Annotated in this window: 7 protein-coding genes and 1 tRNA gene; 6 read left to right on the forward strand and 2 right to left on the reverse strand. The window is 70.9% G+C overall.

Going from position 1 to position 19191, the window contains the following annotated elements; all coding sequences use genetic code 11:
- Positions 1-115 precede the first annotated feature (115 nt).
- From prfB to GT347_RS04965, 5 genes are all read left to right on the forward strand, one after another.
- A protein-coding gene (prfB, locus tag GT347_RS04945; protein WP_160550905.1) for a peptide chain release factor 2 occupies positions 116-1220 on the forward strand; the annotation gives its coding sequence in 2 pieces (ribosomal slippage) (positions 116-196 and positions 198-1220; 1104 coding nt in all).
- A gap of 49 nt (positions 1221-1269) precedes the next feature.
- A complete protein-coding gene (locus GT347_RS04950; RefSeq protein WP_160550906.1) occupies positions 1270-1509 on the forward strand; it encodes a type II toxin-antitoxin system Phd/YefM family antitoxin in 240 nt (79 codons plus the stop codon).
- Positions 1506-1940, forward strand: coding sequence for a type II toxin-antitoxin system VapC family toxin (locus GT347_RS04955; protein WP_160550907.1), 435 nt, complete (start codon positions 1506-1508; stop codon positions 1938-1940). Before GT347_RS04950 ends, GT347_RS04955 begins: the two co-directional genes overlap by 4 nt.
- A 13-nt stretch (positions 1941-1953) precedes the next feature.
- Positions 1954-4656 carry an aminopeptidase N gene (gene pepN / locus GT347_RS04960; protein WP_160550908.1) on the forward strand — a complete coding sequence of 901 codons (2703 nt, stop codon included), beginning with the start codon at positions 1954-1956 and terminating at the stop codon, positions 4654-4656.
- Positions 4657-4688: 32 nt separating this feature from the next.
- Complete coding sequence (locus GT347_RS04965) at positions 4689-5693, forward strand: class 1 fructose-bisphosphatase (protein ID WP_160550909.1); 1005 nt, start codon at positions 4689-4691, stop codon at positions 5691-5693.
- 54 nt (positions 5694-5747) lie between these two features.
- On the opposite strand, the gene GT347_RS04970 is transcribed toward GT347_RS04965, so the two are convergent.
- Positions 5748-6083 carry a hypothetical protein gene (locus GT347_RS04970; RefSeq protein ID WP_160550910.1) on the reverse strand — a complete coding sequence of 112 codons (336 nt, stop codon included), beginning with the start codon at positions 6081-6083 and terminating at the stop codon, positions 5748-5750.
- Positions 6084-6240: 157 nt separating this feature from the next.
- On the opposite strand from GT347_RS04970, the gene GT347_RS04975 reads away from it, so the two are divergent.
- Positions 6241-6316: transfer RNA gene (locus GT347_RS04975), tRNA-Thr, on the forward strand.
- A 97-nt stretch (positions 6317-6413) separates the two neighbouring features.
- On the opposite strand, the gene GT347_RS04980 is transcribed toward GT347_RS04975, so the two are convergent.
- Complete coding sequence (locus GT347_RS04980) at positions 6414-19085, reverse strand: filamentous haemagglutinin family protein (protein ID WP_160550911.1); 12672 nt, start codon at positions 19083-19085, stop codon at positions 6414-6416.
- Positions 19086-19191: the final 106 nt, after the last annotated feature.

Consider the following 19191-nt stretch of genomic DNA (forward strand, 5'->3'; position numbering starts at 1 on the left):
GCAGGTTTTTTCCGTTTTTATGGTTGCGATTGGCTGCGGCCGCGCCCGCAAGAGCATGAGAAAATCCCCGGTTCGCTGCGCCGCAGCCCCCAACATCGCACAAGCAGGACATCCAATGGAAGCAGAACGTATCAACCTCATCGGCAACCAGCTCGCAGACCTGTCCGCCCGGACGGCCGAGTTACGGGGGTATCTTTGACTACGATTCCAAAGCCGATCGCCTGAGGACCGTCATCGCCTCGCTGGAAGACCCGGCCGTCTGGAACGATCCCAAGAAGGCCCAGGAACTCGGCCGCGAGAAGAAGTCGCTGGAAGACATCGTGCTGACGCTGGAACGCCTGACCAGCGAGCTGGCCGACAACACCGAGCTCTTCGACATGTCGAAGGAAGAAGGCGACGCCGACGGCATGCAGGCCATCGAGGCCGATGGCGCCGAACTGCAGAAGTCCATCGAGGCGCTGGAATTCCGCCGCATGTTCAACAACCCGGCCGACCCGCTCAATGCCTTCATGGACATCCAGGCCGGCGCCGGCGGCACCGAGGCCTGCGACTGGGCCAGCATGCTGCTGCGCCAGTACCTGAAGTACGCCGAACGCAAGGGCTTCAAGACCCAGATCGAGGACGAGACCGCGGGCGACACCGCCGGCATCAAGGGCGCCACCATCAAGATCGAGGGTGAATACGCCTTCGGCCTGCTGCGCACCGAGACCGGCGTGCACCGCCTGGTGCGCAAGAGCCCCTTCGACTCCTCGGGCGGCCGCCACACCTCCTTCGCCAGCATCTTCGTGTACCCGGAGATCGACGACTCGATCGAGATCGAGATCAACCCGTCGGACGTGCGCACCGACACCTTCCGGGCCTCGGGCGCCGGCGGCCAGCACATCAACAAGACCGACTCGGCGGTGCGCCTGACCCACATCCCCACCGGCATCGTGGTGCAGTGCCAGGACGGCCGCAGCCAGCACAGCAACCGCGACGTCGCCTGGAAACGCCTGCGCTCGCGCCTGTACGACCACGAGATGCGCAAGCGCCAGGAAGAGCAGCAGAAGCTCGAGGACAGCAAGACCGACGTCGGCTGGGGCCACCAGATCCGCAGCTACGTGCTGGACAACAGCCGCATCAAGGACCTGCGCACCAACGTCGAGATCTCCGCCACCCAGAAGGTGCTGGACGGCGATCTGGATGCCTTCATCGAGGCTTCGCTGAAACAAGGCGTGTGACACGGCCTAGAATGCCGTGACACATCCAGTCGGCGAACGGAGGAAAGCCATGAAGACTGTCTCGGTGCGCGAGCTGCGCAATACCATGCCCCATCTGCGCGAGACGCTGGAACAGGAGCAGGAACTACTGCTGGTGTCCAACGGCGAGCCGGTGGCGCGGATCCTTCCGGTCGAGCCGGCGCCAGCCCGGCGTCCGCAGTTGCCGGACATCCGGGCTTTCCGGGAAGCGCAGCCGCGCATGGAGCGTCCGCTCGAAGACCTGATCCGCGAAGAACGCGACCGACGATGAGCCTGGTGCACATCGACACCAGCGTCCTGGCCAAGCGCTACCTGCATGAGCCAGGCTCCGGCGAGGTGGATGCGATGCTGGCGCGCGAGGACCTGCGTTTCGGCATTTCCGATCTGGTGCTGGTGGAGATGGAATCCATCGTGGCCCGACGCCGCCGGGAGCCAGGCGGCAGCGCAATCGATGCGGCAGCCATCCGGCTCAGGCTGGATGGCGACCTACGCACGGGCTTCTTCCACATCGTCACACTCAACGCATCGGTGCTGGCCGAGGCACAGAGATTGATCGCCGAAGCCAGCGGCGGTCTTTCCACCCTCGACTCCCTGCATCTCGCCAGCGCCTGTACGTCCGGCGCGAACATCCTGGCCACCGACGACAGGCAACTCGGCCGCGCAGCCCGCGCAGTCGGCCTGGACGTCATCTCATTCATCTGAAAGGACCCCCACCATGCGTGAAGGCCCCGCCACCGCGATCCACCGTGCCGACTACCAGGCGCCCGCCTACTGGATAGCCACGGTCGAACTGTGCTTCGACCTCGATCCGGCCAAGACCCGCGTGCTCAACCGCATGCAGCTGCGCCGCAACCCGGACGTGCCGGCCCAGGCGCTGCGCCTCGATGGCGAGGAGCTCAACCTGGCGCGTGTGCTGGTCAACGGACAGGGCACCTCCTTCCGCATGGACACCACCGAGCGCGGCCAGCAGCTGGTGCTGGAGAACCTGCCCGAAGGCGATGAGCCCTTCACGCTGGAGATCTTCACCACCTGCTGCCCGGCCAAGAACACCAAGCTGATGGGCCTGTTCGTCAGCCAGGACACCTTCTTCACCCAGTGCGAGGCCGAGGGCTTCCGCCGCATCACCTACTTCCTGGACCGCCCCGACGTGATGGCGCTCTACACGGTGACCCTGCGCGCCGACAGGGACAAGTACCCGGTGCTGCTGTCCAACGGCAACCTGGTGGAGGAAGGCACGCTCGACGACGGCCGCCACTTCGCCAAGTGGGTCGACCCCTTCAAGAAACCCGCCTACCTGTTCGCCCTGGTGGCCGGCAAGCTGGTGGCCCGCGAGCAGCGCATCAGGTCCCGCGCCGGCAACGACCACCTGCTGCAGATCTTCGTGCGCCGCGGCGACCTCGACAAGACCGAGCACGCCATGCTCTCCCTGATGCACTCCATCGCCTGGGACGAGGCCCGCTTCGGCCTGACGCTGGACCTGGAGCGCTTCATGATCGTCGCCACCAGCGACTTCAACATGGGCGCGATGGAGAACAAGGGCCTGAACATCTTCAACACCAAGTACGTGCTGGCCAGCCAGGCCACCGCCACGGACAGCGATTTCTCGGGTGTCGAATCGGTGGTGGGCCACGAGTACTTCCACAACTGGACCGGCGACCGCGTCACCTGCCGCGACTGGTTCCAGCTGAGCCTGAAGGAAGGCCTGACCGTCTTCCGCGACCAGGAATTCAGCATGGACCTGTGCGCCGAGGCCTCGGCCCGCGCCGTCAAGCGCATCGAGGACGTGCGGGTGCTGCGCACCGTGCAGTTCCCCGAGGACGCCGGCCCCATGGCCCACCCGGTCCGGCCCGACGCCTACATCGAGATCAGCAACTTCTACACCGTCACCATCTACGAGAAGGGCGCCGAAGTCGTCCGCATGATGCAGACCCTGGTGGGCCGCGATGGCTTCGCCAAGGGCATGACGCTCTATTTCGAGCGCCACGACGGCCAGGCCGTGACCTGCGACGACTTCGCCCAGGCCATCGCCGATGCCAATCCGCAGTCGCACCTGGCCGCCCTGCTGCCCCAGTTCAAGCGCTGGTACGCCCAGGCCGGCACGCCGCGTGTGCATGCCGCCGGCCACTACGACGCCGAGAACCGCAGCTACACCCTGACCCTGTCGCAGAGCTGCCCGCCCACGCCGGACCAGCCGGTGAAGGAGCCCTTCGTCATCCCCGTGGCGCTGGGCCTGGTCGCGGCAAACGGCGCTGCCCTGCCCCTGCAATACACGGTCGACAGCGGCGAGACCAACGCGTCCGAAGCCCTGTTCACCATGACCCAGGCCGGCCACACCCTGGTCTTCCACGGCCTGGACGCCGAGCCGGTGCCCTCGCTGCTGCGCGGCTTCTCGGCGCCGGTGATCCTGGACATCGAATACTCCGACGCCCAGCTGCTGACCCTGCTGGCCCACGACAGCGACCCCTTCAACCGCTGGGAAGCCGCCCAGCGCCTGGCGCTGCGCCATGCGCTCAACGCCGTCTCGGCCGAAGGCGATGTGCCGGCCCAGGTGCTGGACGGCGCCTTCGTCGAGGCGATGCGCGCCATCCTGCGTGAACCGGCGCTCGACGCCGCCTTCAAGGAACTGGTGCTGACGCTGCCGTCGGAAGGCTATATCGCCGAGCAGCTGGCCGTGGTCGACCCGCAGCGCATTCACGCGGTGCGCGAAGCCATGCGCCTGCAGCTGGCCGTGGCCCTGCAGCCCGACTGGGCGGCGGCCTGGGAAGCCAGCGAACACAACGGCAGCTACTCGCCCGATCCGCTGTCGGCCGGCCGCCGTGCCCTCGCCGGCCTGGCCCTGGTCAACCTGAACCTGGCCGCCGCGCCCACCGGCGACACCGTCTGGCCCGGCCGCACCTACCAGCGCTTCAAGGATGCGGACAACATGACCGACCGGGCCAACGCCCTGTCGGCCCTGGTCGGCGCCGGCCACGAGCTGGCCAAGCCGGCGCTGGAGCGCTTTCACGCCCTCTTCACCGACGAGGCCCTGGTCATCGACAAGTGGTTCCAGATGCAGGCCAGCGCGCCCGACCGCGGCGGCGACATCCTGCCCCTGGTCAAGCAGCTGATGAAGCACCCGGACTTCAGCATCCAGAACCCCAACCGCGCGCGCAGCCTGGTCTTCGCCTACTGCAACGGCAACCCCGCAGGCTTTCACCGCGCCGACGGCGCCGGCTACGCCTTCTGGGTGGAGCAGGTGCTGGCGATGGACGCCATCAACCCGCAGGTCGCCGCCCGCCTGGCGCGTGCGCTCGACCGCTGGAAGAAACTCGCCGCGCCCTACCAGGCCCTGGCCCGCGAGGCCATCAGCCGCGTGGCCGCCAGCACCTCGCTGAGCAACGACGTGCGCGAGGTGATCACCCGCGCGCTGGCCGACTGAATTTTCAAGACTTCCCAGGAGGACCCAGACCCATGGCCCAGAAGACCAGCCTCACCCGCTATCTCGTCGAGAAGCAGGCAGGCGCCAACCCCATCCCCGCCCAGCTGCAGCTGCTGCTGGAAGTCGTCGCCGACTCCTGCAAGAGCATCAGCAGCGCCGTCAACAAGGGCGCGCTCGGCGGCGTGCTCGGCACCGCCGGCAGCGAGAACGTGCAGGGCGAAGTGCAGAAGAAGCTCGACATCATCTCCAACGACATGCTGATCGAGGCCGCCGAATGGGGCGGCACCCTGGCCGGCATGGCCAGCGAGGAGATGGACGAGATCCTGCCCATCCCCTCGCAATACCGCCAGGGCGACTACCTGCTGATGTTCGATCCGCTGGACGGCTCCAGCAACATCGATGTGAACGTCAGCATCGGCACCATCTTCAGCGTGTTGAAGAAGGCCGGCGGCGGCGCCGTGCAGGAGTCCGACTTCCTGCAGCCCGGCGCCCGGCAGGTGGCCGCCGGCTACTGCGTCTACGGCCCCCAGACCACCCTGGTGCTGACCACCGGCGACGGCGTGGTGATGTTCACGCTGGACCGCGAAGTCGGCACCTTCGTGCTGACCCAGGAGAACGTGCAGATCCCGGCAGACACCAAGGAATTCGCGATCAACATGAGCAATATGCGCCACTGGGACACCCCGGTGAGGCGCTACATCGACGAGTGTCTGGCCGGCAAGGAAGGCCCGCGCGCCAAGGACTTCAACATGCGCTGGATCGCCAGCATGGTGGCCGACGTGCACCGCATCATGACCCGCGGCGGCATCTTCATGTACCCCTGGGACAAGCGTGAGCCGGACAAGCCCGGCAAGCTGCGCCTGATGTACGAGGCCAATCCGATGAGCTGGCTGATCGAGCAGGCCGGCGGCGCTTCCACCGATGGCCGCCAGCGGATTCTGGACATCCAGCCGACCAAGCTGCACCAGCGGGTATCGGTGGTGCTGGGGTCGAAGAACGAGGTGGATCTGGTGACGAAGTACCACCTGGAAAAGTAAGCGGCTTCCTGCGCAGCGAACGATGACGGCCCGCGGATGCGGGCCGTTTTTGCGTCAGGGGCCGGCTCTCACGCCCGACCCGGAAGAGGCTGCCAGCGTGGCCCGGCATGCGCAGGACATCACCCAGCAGGCGACCGCGAAGTCGCCCACCTCCGCCAGAAAGTACCCGAGGCTCTCCACGCTGTCGGCATCGATATCACCGCTCTCGATCGCGACGGCACTGCATGCCAGCAGCCGACCTATGGCGCCCTGCCCTCGCTGCACTACCTGGAGCACCGTCTGGGCTTCATCGCGAACCAAGGCCAGCAGCACGGGGTCGGCCCGGGCGAAGTCCACCTGCCCATCCGGTGCGGCTGGAAGACGCGGCAGAGCTTGCAGAAGGGCGCGCATCGGACGGAGCGCTGACGAGGAACCTGGGACTGGCTGCGATGGCATTCGGCCAGTGTGCGCAGTGTTGCAGGCGATGTACACAGCCTATGAGTTTGCTTTTCCGCGAGGCACTCGGGAAGAGTCCTGGCCGCCGAGTAAGCTATAATCGCGGGCTTACGCCGGTGTAGCTCAGTCGGTAGAGCAGCTCATTCGTAATGAGAAGGTCGGGTGTTCGATTCATCTCTCCGGCACCAAACAGAAAGCCCCTGATTCGCAAGAATCAGGGGCTTTTTCCGTGATGGGCCAGCTGGCGGCGGCCCTTGCGCCGCGCCGGCGCCGGTCCCGGGCGGGCTAGCGGTCCGCCTCCAGCAGGCGCCGCTCGGCCTGGCTCAGCCGGGCCAGCATCTCGGGCTTGAAGTCCTGGCCGTGGCCGACCAGCTGCACGAAATTGGCGGCGTCGTAGCCGGCCGCCGCCGAAGGGCCGGGCGTGGCGGATGCGGGCTTGTCGTCCACCGGCGCGCCGTTGGCGCCCAGCACCCGCACGGTGAAGACCGAGGGCTGGTTCTGGCGGGCCGCGGCGCGTTCGCGCTGCACCGCGTCCTGCGCCGCCACCACCGCCTGCGAGGCCGCGGCGCTGGCGTTGGTCAATGCGCCCACGTTCACCGCCGCCACGGTCGGGATGCCGGTGCTCTTGCCCTGCACCTGGATGTTGGCGGCGTTGACCACCTGCAAGGCCGCCAGGTTGACGTTGCCCGAGACGCGGATGCCCGCCTCCCCCGCATCGATGGTGCCCAGCGGCGCGATCAGGTCCACGTCGCCCGGCGGCACCTCGGGAATCGGGTTCAGCGTGGCGATGCCGGCGCCGGTGCTGGGCACGTTGGGCGAGAGCTTCACGTTGCCGTAGCTGTCGTACTCGCGCTTCGGGGGCGTGTAGACCAGCGTGGTCTTGGAGCCCCGGCCGGCGTTGATGTCGCCGGTCGCCGACCAGGCCAGGATGTCGCCGCCGAAGGTGGTCATGATGCGCGACAGGCCCAGCAGGATGCTGTCCTGGCTGTACATCTGGATGGAGCCGTCGCCCTGCGTCAGCAGGCCGGCGGGCGTGGCATCGGCGGATGCGGCGGGCGTCACGCCCTCCACGCCCACGATGGTGGCGCCGCCGGGCGTCAGCGTCTGGATGTCGCCGCCGGCCACGGTGCGGATGCCGGCATTGTTCGCCGTGCCTTGGTAGAGCGTGATCGCGCCTTGGCGCTGCACCGTCTGGCCGGCCGCGTCGGTTTCGGGGAACAGGGCGGCGATCGCCTGCCGGCCGCGCAGGTAGCTGCCGGCGCGGGAACTGGTCACGTCGTTGAATTCGCGGCCGCCGGCCGTGAGTTCGGCATAGAACACCTGGCGCACGAAGATGCGCTGCTGCTCCGGCGCCAGCGCGTCGAAATAGGCCAGCGCCTCGGCCGCGCTGCCGCTGAAGCCCCAGCGCCCGGCCAGCCACTGGGCCAGCTCGGTCTCGTAGGTCTTGGCGACCTTGCCGGGCTGCTCGGCCAGCGGACGCGAGGCATCCATGAGATTGGCCGGATCGAGATAGCGCGCCGCGAAGCCCGCGAAATCGCTGGCGCCCTGCCCCGGCAGGCCCGCGCCCAGGCCGGCCTGCACGGCGATGCCGGCGCCCGGCCGGCTGTCGGCGGCCGTCACCGGGCCGGCGCTGACGAAGGCGGCGGCATTGCCCAGGAAGATGTCGCCGCCGGCCGAGATTTCCAGCGTGCCCGGGCCCATGACGGTCACGCCGCCGTTGCCGCGGTAGTAGATGCTGCCGCCCGCGGCGAGCATCGAGACATCGGTCGCATTGCCGTGCGCGAACAGGCCGCCGCTGTTGACGATGTCGCCGCCGGCCACCATCTGCACCGGCTTGGAGGCCAGGTAGTCGTCGGTCACGCTGCCGTCCGCGGACGGTGGATGCCGCAGCTCGCCGATGCGCACGCCCAGCAGGTCGCCGGTGTTGGCGTAGATGTGCGAGACGGTGCCGCTGCCGGCCATGCTGTCGTCGCTCAGGGTGTTCGGGCCGAAGACGAAGGGCGTGCCGCCTGTGCCGGAATAGCTGCCGCTATAGGGCTCGTAGTTGACTTCGTAGATCGATTCCAGGCTCTGCACGCCCGCCCAGAAGTTGCTGGCCAGCGGGGTGGCGAAGCTGTCGCCGCTGCTGCCGGCCGCGGCCACGCGCCAGCCCGGCCGCAGCGGCGTGGCGATGGCCGTGGCGGAGGTGCCCAGCAGGCCGAAGGCGCTGCTGGAATTGCTGGCGCTGTTGTTGTTCAGGCCCGAGATCAGGCCGCCCGCCAGCAGTTCGAGCTGGCCGGTGGGCGACGGCATCAGGTAGTCGCTGTAGAGGCGCGGCGCGTAGTAGATGCTGCCGCCCGGCGCGATGGCGCGCAGCGTGGCCGGCAGGAAACCGGTGCCGCCCGCATCCGCCAGCGGCGAGAGGTTGCCGCCGGCCGAGAAGAGTTCGATGCCGGTGTTGTCCTGCCACAGCGTGAACCAGGCCGCCGCGCGGCCGGTGCTGCCATCGGCCAGGGTGGCCTGGGTCTCCAGGCGTTCGCCGGCGCGGCCGGGGTCGACCACATCGCCCATCACCAGGTCGCCCAGGGCCTGCACCCGCAGCTGGCCGTCGCCGGGCGCGAAGCTGGCGCCCTGGCGCATGCGGGCCGAGTAGGCGGTGTGGTTGTCCAGCCCGCGCGGGTCGGCATCGGCCACGCCCCAGCCCTGCTGCTGGATCACGCCCACGCTGCCGGCCTGCAGCGTGGTGTCGCCGCGCAGGCCGGCGTAGAGCCCGCCGTAGAGCTGGCCGCCGGCCGTCACCGAGATGTCGCCGCCGCCGGTCTGCAGCACCTGGCCGTCGACCACCCGGCCGCTGGAGGCCGCGGCCACCACGATGTTGTGCAGGGAGTCGCTGCCGTCGGCACCGATGTTGCCGCCGGCCTTCACCACCACCTTGCCGCCGCCCAGCGTGCCCATGCCGGAGAAGGCGGCCAGGTTCAGGTTGGAGTAGCCGGCGAACTGCGAGATGCCGTCCACCAGGTAAGTGCCGAAGTTGACGCCCCAGGCCGTGGCCTGGCCCAGTTCCGCGCCGCCCTGGCGCCAGAGCCAGGTGCCGACGACTTCCGAGTCGCTGTTCTGCCAGCCGCTGATGTTGCCGCGTGCCGAGAGGGTGAAGTCGCCGCCGGCGGTGGGATACCACATGCGCTGGTCGTTGATCGCCGCGGCATAGCCGGCCGCATCCGGCACCAGGCTGCCGAGCAGGGTGCCGGCGGGGTTGGCGCCGGTGAGGTCCGGGTAGAGCTCGCGCGACGCGTTCCAGACCGTGCCGGCGCCGGTGCCGGCCAGCGCCGTGCCGGCGGTGTAGACGCCGAAGGCGGACTTCTGGATGTAGTCGCCGGCCGTGTACAGCTCCAGGTCGCCGGTGCCGGTGCGCAGCACACTCACGCCGGGCGAGGGTGCTCCCTGGGCGCCGTAGCTTTTGATGTTGACCTGGTAGGGGTCGTCCAGCACCAGGTCGGCGCCGCTGCCGTCGGTGCGCAGGCCGCGGCTGTCGGCGCTGGCCAGATCGGCGCCGGCCACCAGCCGCAGACTCCACGAGAGGCTGCCCGGGGCCAGCATGGCCGACAGCGGCCAGATGTCGTGCGCGCCGGTCTGGCCGGTGATGGAGCTGGCGAAGGTGCCGGCCGGCAGCTGGTCGCCCGCCGCCAGGGTGATGTTGGAGGGAATCGCCACGGTGGTGCTGGCCGCGGTGCCCAGCAGCGCCATCGCGGTGCCGCGCGGGATGAAGGCGTTGCGGGTGGAGATGCCCGTCGTCGCCGAGCCCAGCTGCAGGGTGCCGGCCTTGAGTGTGGTGCCGGCCGGCAGGATGGTCGGCAGCGCGCTGAGCGGCGTGCCGGCCGCGTAGAGCACACCGGTGGAGGTGATGACGTCGGCCGCCAGCACCTGGTTGGGGTTGGTCACGGCCGACTTGCTGACGATGATGGTGGCGCCGGTGACCACATCGAAGCTCAGCGGCGTGCCCGTCCTGGGATAGAGCTTGATGCCGGCGGCCGGCAGGTCCAGCGTCAGCGTGCCGGTGATGGGCAGGGTGGAGCCGGCGCCGAGGATGTCGCCGGCCTGCGCGGTGTAGGACGCGGCCAGGGTCTCGTTGGAGAAGACGACGCCGTAGACCACGCTGTCCGGCGACTGCGGCGGCGGCAGGAATCCGTCGTTGATGCTGCCGTGCACCAGCAGGCTGCCGCCGGCGCGCAGGGCCAGCACGCCGGGCTCGCCGGAGCCGCGCTGGGCGGGGTCGGCGCCGGGGCCGTAGCGGTAGCCGGACAGGTCCAGGTCGCCGTCCACTGTGAGATCGCCCGCGCTGCGGATCTCCACGCCCGGGCGCAGGTGGAAGGCCGCGCCGTAGGCCTGCAGGCCGGCCAGGCGGCCGCCCGCGCCGCTCAGGCCGCTGTTGGCCCAGGCAGCGTCGATGAACTGGCGGCTGCGGGTGTCGATCTGGTCCAGGCCGATGACGCCGTCCGCGCCCACCGGTGCACCGGCGCTGTCGCCGTTGTCCTGGCGCACGATGGCATCGGCGCCGGGCGGCTGGTAGGTCTGGAAGGCGTTGAGGGCGATGCTGGCCGCGCCGCGGATGTCGAGGGCGCCGCCGGCCTCGATGCGTACGTCCCCGCTGGTTTCGGCCGTGCGCGGTGCGTTGATCTCCACCTGGCCGCGGGCGATGCCGTCGGGCGAACGCAGGTCCAGCGTGGCGCCGGGGTTCAGGCGCACCGTGCCGTTGGTGGAGGTGAGTGTGATGCGGCCGCGGTTGGAGGCGTCGATGGGCGCGCCGTAGCTGTCCGTCACCAGGGTGTTGCCATGGGTGTCCAGCACGGCGGCCGAGGCCAGCAGCAGGTCGCCGCTGGCGGCCAGGGCGATGCGGCCGGGGGCGTCGCCGGAGGCGTCGATGCTGCCGTTGACCGTCAGGCTGCCGCCGTTGACGGCCAGGCTCACGTCGTGCGCCTTCACCCGGCCGTCGACCGCCAGGTCGCCGTGCGAGAGCGAGACGCTGCGGGCCTCGAAGAAGCCGGCATCGTCGAGATGGGTGTTGAGGTCGGCGAAGGCGGCGCTGTCCAGCCGGTCCGCCGCCAGGGTGAACCGGCCGTCGGCGAAACCGGCCGCGCCATGGCCGTCCAGCGTGCCGGCCAGGGTGACCGCGCCCTGGCGGGCGTCGGCGCTGAGCGAGCCGGCAGCGCTGTGCGCGGCCGAGACATCGATGCGCGAACCCGCCGCCTGCGTGATGCTGCCGCTGTCGCTCAGCAGGGCGACGGCGCCGCCCCAGCTGTACTTGTCCACGTCGAAGAAGCTGGCGGTGCGGCCGGCGAGGTCGAGCACGGCGCGGCTGCCGAGCGTGATGTCGCCGGTGGATTCCACCGAGAGCTGGCCGCTGGGCAGGGCCACGGCGGTGTCCAGCGTCACCGTCTGCGCCTGCAGCTTGAGCGCGGCGCCCAGTTCCGTGATGGCCGCGGTGTCGACCGGCGCGGCGCCCTGCGGCGCGGTCACGGCGATATGGCCGCTGGCCTGGTAGCGCATGTCCGAGCCGCCGTGGCCGGTCAGCAGCGGCGTGTCGATGTCGAGGTCGCCGCCCACGGTCAGCGAGCCGAGGTGGTTGGCCGTGACCCGGTCGGAAGCATGGATGGCCACGCCCGAGAAGCCCTGCACCACCCGGTCCAGCGCCACCTGGCTCTGCGGCTGGCTGAGCGCGTCGTAGCCGAATTCCACCGTGCGGGCATCGATCTCCAGCCGGCCCGCACCCGAACCCGGCCCGCCCGGCAGCAGGGCCGCGGGCGGCTTGCTGGCGTAGCTGGTGCCGGAGCCGGTGGAGATGCCGTTCCACACCAGGTCGCCGGTGGCGATGCGCACCACGTCGTTGGCGCCGCCCCAGCCGTAGAAGGCCGGGGTGTTGAACACCATCTGCACGGTGGAGCCGCCGGTGTCCAGCGTGGAGGAGCCGTAGAAATTGAAGGCGCCGCCGGCCGTCAGGCTCAGGCGTTCCAGCGCCGGCACGCCGGCGGTGGCCGAGGGCCGCAGCAGCTTGTCGAGCACGTCTTGCGTGAGGTTCCAGCCGGGCTGCAGGGCGCCGGCCGATTGCGCGGCGGCGAGGCTCGCGTCGGTGCCCAGGTTGATCTGGTCCTGCGACACGGTGAGGTAGCGCGCGCCGATGTCCACCCGGCCCAGGTCCAGGCCGCCCGGCGCGGCGAAGACCACCGAGCCCTGGGTGAGCAGCGAGGCGCCGTCGGCCACGGCGATGCTGCCGGTGCCGGTGGAGGGCAGGAATTCCAGCCAGCCGTTGCCGGTGGCCAGCACGGCGATGCCGCCCGAGGCGCCGGTGCCGTTGGCGAAGACGTAGCCGAGCGAGGAATCGATGGCCCGGCCGTCGAAGCCCCGGGTGTCGATGCCGGCGCCCTGCTCCAGCCTCACCTGGTCGCCCACCAGGAAGACCTGGCCGGCGCGCAGCGAAGCGCCCTCGCGCAGGGTCACGCCCGGGTGCGGCAGGTTGTCGCTGCCGAAGTAGATGCGCGGGCTGTCGCCGGCGCTGGTGGTGCCGTCGAAGTAGCGCCAGCTGCCGCCCAGGGACAGGGTGCCGGCGGCGAAGGCGTTGAGGTCGCGGTCGACCAGGGAGACGGTGCCGGCCGTGGCGGCGGCCGTGGCGGGCCGCACCTCGATGGGGGCGTTGGCGCTCAAACTCATCCAGCCGTCCATGCCGGCCACGTCGGTTGTGGTCACGCCGGAGAAGAGCACGGTGCCGGCGAACTGCAGCGGGTTGGCGGTGTCGTCGTCCTGGCGCAGGTCGATGTCGAGGATCTTGCCGTCCTCCGGCAGCCGGCCGCGCAGCTTGTCGAACTGGACGGCCTGGGCCAGCAGGAACTGGCTGAAGCTGGTCTCGTTGTACTGGCCGATGTGGCGCACCGCGTCGCCCGGCGTCACCAGCAGCTGGGCGGGCAGGCTGGCGAAGCTGCCGGTGCTGGCCTGGCCCTGCACCGCGGTGGTGGACCAGGAGCCGTCCGCCAGCGCCACCGCGCCGGCCTGCGCCCGCAGGGAGGTGGTGCCGCCCAGCTCGACGCGGAAGGCGCCGGGCATCAGCGCGAAGCTGGACGGCAGCAGGGTGTAGGTGCCGGCCGGCAGGCCGGGCACGCCGTCGCCGATGCGGATCTGGGTGCCCACGGCCGGGTCGCCCGCGCCCTTGTCCAGGATCACCGGCGCATAGGCCGACTGGTAGCCCGGCAGCAGCGCATAGACCTGGCTGCCGGCCTGGCTGGCGCCGTAGATCACCGGGTTGGCATTGGCCAGGGGCGTGTTGAGCACATTGACCGAGCCGCCGCGGCCGGAGACGAAACCCTCGCCGTGCAGCACGCCGCCGCCGGACAGGTCGATCACCGCGCCCGCCTCGCCGATCAGCTGCGCCGCGCCTATGCTCACGCCGGTGGAAAGCACGCCCTGGTCCAGCCGGTTGTTGCCGCCGTTGTCGCCGCGCGAGACATAGGTGTCGGCCAGGTCGTATTGCGTGCGGTAGGCGCCGCTGCTGGTGGCGCCGCTGTAGCTCACGCCGTCCACCGTGCCGCCGAAGGGCATCTCCAGGCCGGCCGCGCTGACCGAGGTCAGGCTGCCGCCGCGCAGCACCACCTTGGGATCGAGCAGGTTGGCCTCGAAGGGAATGATGGCCTGCCAGCCGGTGCCCAGCGTGGCGCCCGCGCCGCCGATGGTGTTGAGCGAGATGGTGCCCAGCGGGGCGCGCACCACGCCGCCCTGGTCCACCGTGCCGCCCATCAGGATCAGGTTGCCGAAGGCCGAATAGGGCACGGCCGGCGCGTCGCCCCGGGCGACCTGGCCGTCGCTGGCGCGAATGACGAGCTGGCTGTCGGCCGCGACCTGGGCGATGGGATTGCCGCTGACGCCGGGAACGTAGAGGCCGGCCACCAGGGCGCCGTTCTGGCCGCTCATGGGGTAGAGCTGCTGGGCATCGACCTCGATATTGCCGGCCGTGGTCAGGCCGCCGGCCAGGCGCACGTCGCCGCTGCTGCGCAGCACGATGTCGGCGAAGCCGCCCAGCACGTCGAACACCTGGGGGATGCTGCTGCCGCCGGTCAGCGTGCCCGTGCCCTGCTGGCCGCGCGCGCCGGAGAGCGAGGCGCCGTACAGGTCGATCAGCTGGCCCTGCAGCGTCAGCGAGCTGTGGCCGGAGGGCCCGTAGCCGCCGGCGACGGGGGTGAAGAAGCCGGGCTGGAATTCGGTGATCAGCGCGGGTGCGTCCCAGCTGCCGCCGTCCAGGCGGATGTAGGGGGCGGCCAGGCGCACCTGGGCGTCCGGTGTGCCGGACGCCACCGTCAGCACGCCGCCCTTGAGGTTGAGGCTGCCGCCCAGCGACAGGTCCAGGTCGCCCTGGAAACGGATCGCATCGTGGGTGGAGAGCGTCAGCGCCGAGAAGCCGCCGGCCTGCACCTGGTTGGCGCCGAGCACCGCGTCGCCGAACAGCAGGTTCGCATCGCGCTGGCCCGGGGCCAGGTCGGCGGCGAGCGTGCTCGGGCCGGCCTGCTGGACCAGGGTGATGGTGTGCAGGCGGTTGAGCGAGTCGTCCAGCGTCTCGGTGAGGGACTGGTAGATGCGGCTGTCCAGGTACAGCGCCAGCGAGCCGCCGGCCGCCTGGGCGCCGCCGGCCTGGGCCTTGAGGGTGCCGTCGAGCACGATGCCGTTGTTGGAATGCAGCTCGATGCTGCCGCCGGCACTGGCCAGCGCCACGGTGCGCGAGGCTTCGGTGGCTGGGCCGCCGGCCGCCGCATCGACCTGGGCGGCGGCACCGGAGGCGTCGAGCAAGGCGCCCGGCCGCACGATGAGATAGGCATCGCTGTTGCCGACGGTGATACTGCCGCCGTCCGGCGCCACGCCGTAGGCGCGGCCCTGGCTGTCCTGCGCCACATAAGCGTGGCCGGAGACGTCGAGCACCGCGTTCTCGCCGATCCAGACCGAGCGGCCCGGGTCGTATTGCTGGCCGGCGGTGGTGCCGGGCAGGCTGGCCAGCGAGATGCTGCCGCCCCAGGCCTGCAGCCGGCCTTCGACGGTGAGCTGGCCGTCGGCGCGCAGGTCTATCGCCTGGCCGGGATCGACCGAGACGAACGCGCCCTCGCCGATGACCAACGGCGCCTGGTTGACCGCCAGGTCGGCGCCGGCCCGCAGCGACAGGCTGGCGCCGCCGCGCTGGGTGAGCGTGGCGTGGGCCGCATCCTCGGCGTAGAGCGGCGGCGTCCACACCGAGAAGAGCGCGCCGGGCTCGCTGCCGGTGGCGGCCGCCTGGGCACGCGGCAGGTCGGCCAGCAGCACCGACATGGAGACGGCCAGTTCGGTGCCCGGGGCCACCGCCAGGCCGTCGCGGCCCTGCACCGCGTAGTGAGAGAAACCGGTGTCGAAGAAGCCGGTGCCCAGCACCGTGGGCGCCTTCACCGCCAGGTCCTGCGCGGCGGTGCTGCCGGCCAGCACGACGGTGCCGGCGGGCAGCAGCAGGTCGGCGCTGGCGACGGCGCCGGCCGCATAACGGGTGGTGACCGGCGTGATCGACAGGCCGTCCGGGAAGGCATCGGCCGGGATGGTGTAGCCCGCAGGCAGCGGGCCGCCGAAACGCACCAGGCTGCTGCCGGCCGGCACGGTGCTGCCGGCGAACCAGTAGACGCCGGCGGCGGTCTGCACATAACTGCCGGTGGGCACGACCCAGGCGGCGGCCACGGTGACCGGCGCGCTGCTGCTGGCCAGGGGCGTGGTGGCGGCCGTCAGCGTCTGGCCGGCGGCGATGGCGCGCAGGGTGACCAGGAAGTCGGCCGGGATGGTGTCGCCGGCATGCACGGTGTAGTCGGCGCCCAGCTGCAGCTGCACCTGGGTGGTCTGGCCGGCCTGCAGCGTGCCGTTCGCGCCGGGAAGGCCGGCGCCTATGCCGACCGCCGTGCCGGAACCCAGGGTGAGGGTGCCGCCGCCGCTCACGCCGTAGCCGCGGATGGTGCCGTCCACCTGCAGCGGCGCGTCGATCAGGCTGTCGCTGGCATTGGCGGCGTAGCCGGCCACCACGGTGACATCGCCGCCGCGGCCGCCTTGCAGCGAGCCGTCGGCGCGCAGGGCGGCGCCGGAGGAGCTGTCGATGCTGCTGCCCGCCGCCAGGCTCACGCCGCCGGCGCTGCGGATGTCCACCGCGCCGCCGTCGATGTAGGGCAGCAGGTGGCCGTCGTCGGGCGCCAGCTGCAGGTTGGTCCACAGGCCGCGGGTGTCGAGCATGGCGCCGTTGCCGATGGCCACGCCGGTGGGCTGGCCGGCGCCGGCCGTCATCAGCTGGTCGGTGCGCACGCCCGCCTCGCTGAGGGTGGAGAGCACATTGCCCAGGGCGATGGAGCCGCCGCGCGCCGTCAGGCCGGCATCCACCGTGACCTGGGGCGCATGCAGGGCGATGCTGCCGCCGGGCACCACGGACAGGGCGCCGTCCACCCGCACGCCATCCTGCGCGGCGGCCACGATGGCGCCGAGGCCGAAGCCGTCGAGCCGCGCGCTGTCGAGCATCAGCGTGGCGATGCGCTCCTGCGGCAGCGCGGCGCCGGTGGCGATCTGCGCGGCGATGTCCTGCACCTGGCCGAAGAGGATGCTGCCGGCCACCGGCGCCAGGTTGTGGAAGACCCCCACCGCGCCCAGCGTGGCATCGGTGTTGAAGGCCGTGGTGTAGCTGCCCAGGATCAGCTGCGCGGCCAGCGGCGCGGCGTCCTGCGACTGGGTGTAGCCGTCCAGCGTGGCATCGGCCTTGTCGGTCTGGCGGGCGCCCTGGTACACGGTGGAGACGATGTCGCCTTCGAGCACCGCCGAGCGGGTGGCCACGATCAGCTGGCCGGCATCGCGGCCCACGGTGTAGCCGTTCTCCAGGCGTTTTTCCGGGCCGATGAGCGGGTTGTAGAAATAGGCGGTGGCGCTGTCGCCCCAGCGCGTGTGGGTGTCCTCGAAACCCCGGTAGAGGCCGGTGTAGGCGATGTCGCCCGGCGCGTTCGAGACTTCGTAGAGCTTGCCGTCCGCGCCCTTGAGCCAGCTCTGGCGCAGGGTGCCGGTGGCCACGTCCAGCGTGCCGCCCGAGAGGTTGATGCTGGAGCCCGCCTGGCTGACCAGCGCGCCGCCGGTGAAGGCCACGCTGCCGCCGCCGGCCGCCCATTCGCCGATGGTGTGGCCCTGCAGGCCCAGGTAGCCGCCCACCTCCAGCAGGCCGCCGGCGGTGTACCAGCGCTCGTCGGCATCGCCGCCCACGCCGGCGGCCACATGCACCAGGCGGCGCCGGTCGATCCAGACGGTGGTGTTGTTGAGCGCGCCGCTGTCGCGGTTGACCGGCGAATCGCGCTGCTCGTTGCCCTGGATGTCGACCTCGATGTCGTTGGCCGCCATGGCCACCTGCACGCCGACGGCGCCCGACACATCGAGCCGGGCGCCCTGCGCGATGGTGCTGCGCCCCGCGCTCACCGCCACCTGGCCGCCGGTGGCCAGGGTGGTGGAGCCGCCTTCGAAAAGCACGTCGCCGCCCGAGACGATCTCCACCCGCGAGAGGTCGCGCCGGTCGTCCTGGCGCGAGAGGTTGTCGAACACGCCCGGCACCAGGCTGCGCCGCGCCAGGTCCATGCGGGCGGATTCGTCGATGAGGGCGCTGCGCTGGCTGTCGAGCGCGGTGCGGCCGTTCTGGTCGTCGAGCAGGATGGCGTTGAGGCCGCGCGCGGTGGTGAGCACGCTGGAGGCGGCGTCGGATGCCGAGGCCAGCAGGTGGATGGTGCCGCGGGTGTCCACGGTGGTGGTGGACAGGGCCACGCCGTCCTGCACCACGGTGCGGCCGGCCAGGGTGATGTCGCCCTCGGGCGCCTGCAGCAGGCCGGTGTTGGCCACACGCCCGGCCTGGCTCTGGGCGTTGAAGCCCGGCGCCACCTCGTTGCCGCGGGTGGTGGAGGTCTGGTTGGCCGCCGTGCCCTGCCCTGCGCGAACCACGAAGAAATCGCCCGCCGCCATCTGCACCTGGCCGCGCGGCGTGGTGATGGTGCCGGCATTGGCCGCCTGCTGGCCGAGCAGCAGCACATAGCCGCCGCCCTGGGTGGCGGATTCCGGCGCGGCGGTGTTCAGCCGCGCGCCGGCCTCCACCGTCACGGCGCCGGCCGCATCGGTGAAGCTGGGCACATAGGCGCCGCCGGCCTGGGTGCTGTAGATGCCGTTCTGGCGGAACTGCTCGTCGCCGATCTTCGCGGCGGCGGCCACCATGTTGCGGGTGTCGGTCTGGCTGCTGCCGGAGAAGACGATGCCGTTGCGGTTGACCAGCATCACCGTGCCGTCGGCCTTGATCTGCCCCTGGATCTGGCTGGGCCGGGCCAGCGGATCGTTGATGCGGTTGAGCACCGCCCAGTCCTTCTGCTGCTGGAACTGCACCGTCGTGTTCTTGCCGACGTTGAAGGTCTCCCAGTTGAGGATGGCCTTGTCGGCGGTCTGCTGGATGGCCACCGTGGTCTGGCCGTCCGCCACCGTCTGCTGCGGTGCGTTGGCGTTGCTCCAGCCGGCGGTGAGACTGTTGGTGTCGACCTTCAGGCCGCCCTCCCCCAGGCCGTCCGGCACTGTGGACGCGGCACCCAGCGCGGCCTGCCGGGCCGCCGCCTGCGCCGCCTGCTGCGCGGCGATGGCCTGCGCGGCCAGGTTCAGGTTGTCCAGCGAGCGCTGCAGCTGCGCACGCGAGGCCTGCTGCTGCGCGACGGGGCTGCCCAGCGTGGAAGCCGGCAGGCCGTTGGGCAGCAGGCCGGTGCTGGCCGCCACGCCTTGCGCCGCACCCTTGCTGGCGAACCAGGCGCTGCTGAAGGCCTGCTGCGCCTGCGCGCTGCCGAAGAGGCCGGCGCCGGCCACCACCAGGGCGATGGGGGTCAGCCGGAAGAGGCCTCTGCGGGCCGGTGCTGCCTGAGGTTTGCTGTCGCCGCGCCTGCTCGTACTCATCTGGATTCCCGCCCGTGGTCAGTCGATGTGATGGCGGCCGGCTGTCTGCTGCCGCCGGCCCCGCTACCGATAAGACGCCGGCCGGCGTCGGAATCCCCTCCCTTTT

The organism is Xylophilus rhododendri, assembly GCF_009906855.1.
GTDB lineage: Bacteria > Pseudomonadota > Gammaproteobacteria > Burkholderiales > Burkholderiaceae_C > Xylophilus > Xylophilus rhododendri.

Bases quoted from the DNA above. Each gene is read 5' to 3' on its own strand.
- GT347_RS04955 (WP_160550907.1), top strand. From the start codon at position 1,506: ATGAGCCTGGTGCACATCGACACCAGCGTCCTGGCCAAGCGCTACCTG.
- GT347_RS04965 (WP_160550909.1), top strand. From the start codon at position 4,689: ATGGCCCAGAAGACCAGCCTCACCCGCTATCTCGTCGAGAAGCAGGCA.
- pepN (WP_160550908.1), top strand. From the start codon at position 1,954: ATGCGTGAAGGCCCCGCCACCGCGATCCACCGTGCCGACTACCAGGCG.
- GT347_RS04980 (WP_160550911.1), bottom strand. From the start codon at position 19,085: ATGAGTACGAGCAGGCGCGGCGACAGCAAACCTCAGGCAGCACCGGCC.
- GT347_RS04950 (WP_160550906.1), top strand. From the start codon at position 1,270: ATGAAGACTGTCTCGGTGCGCGAGCTGCGCAATACCATGCCCCATCTG.
- GT347_RS04970 (WP_160550910.1), bottom strand. From the start codon at position 6,083: ATGCGCGCCCTTCTGCAAGCTCTGCCGCGTCTTCCAGCCGCACCGGAT.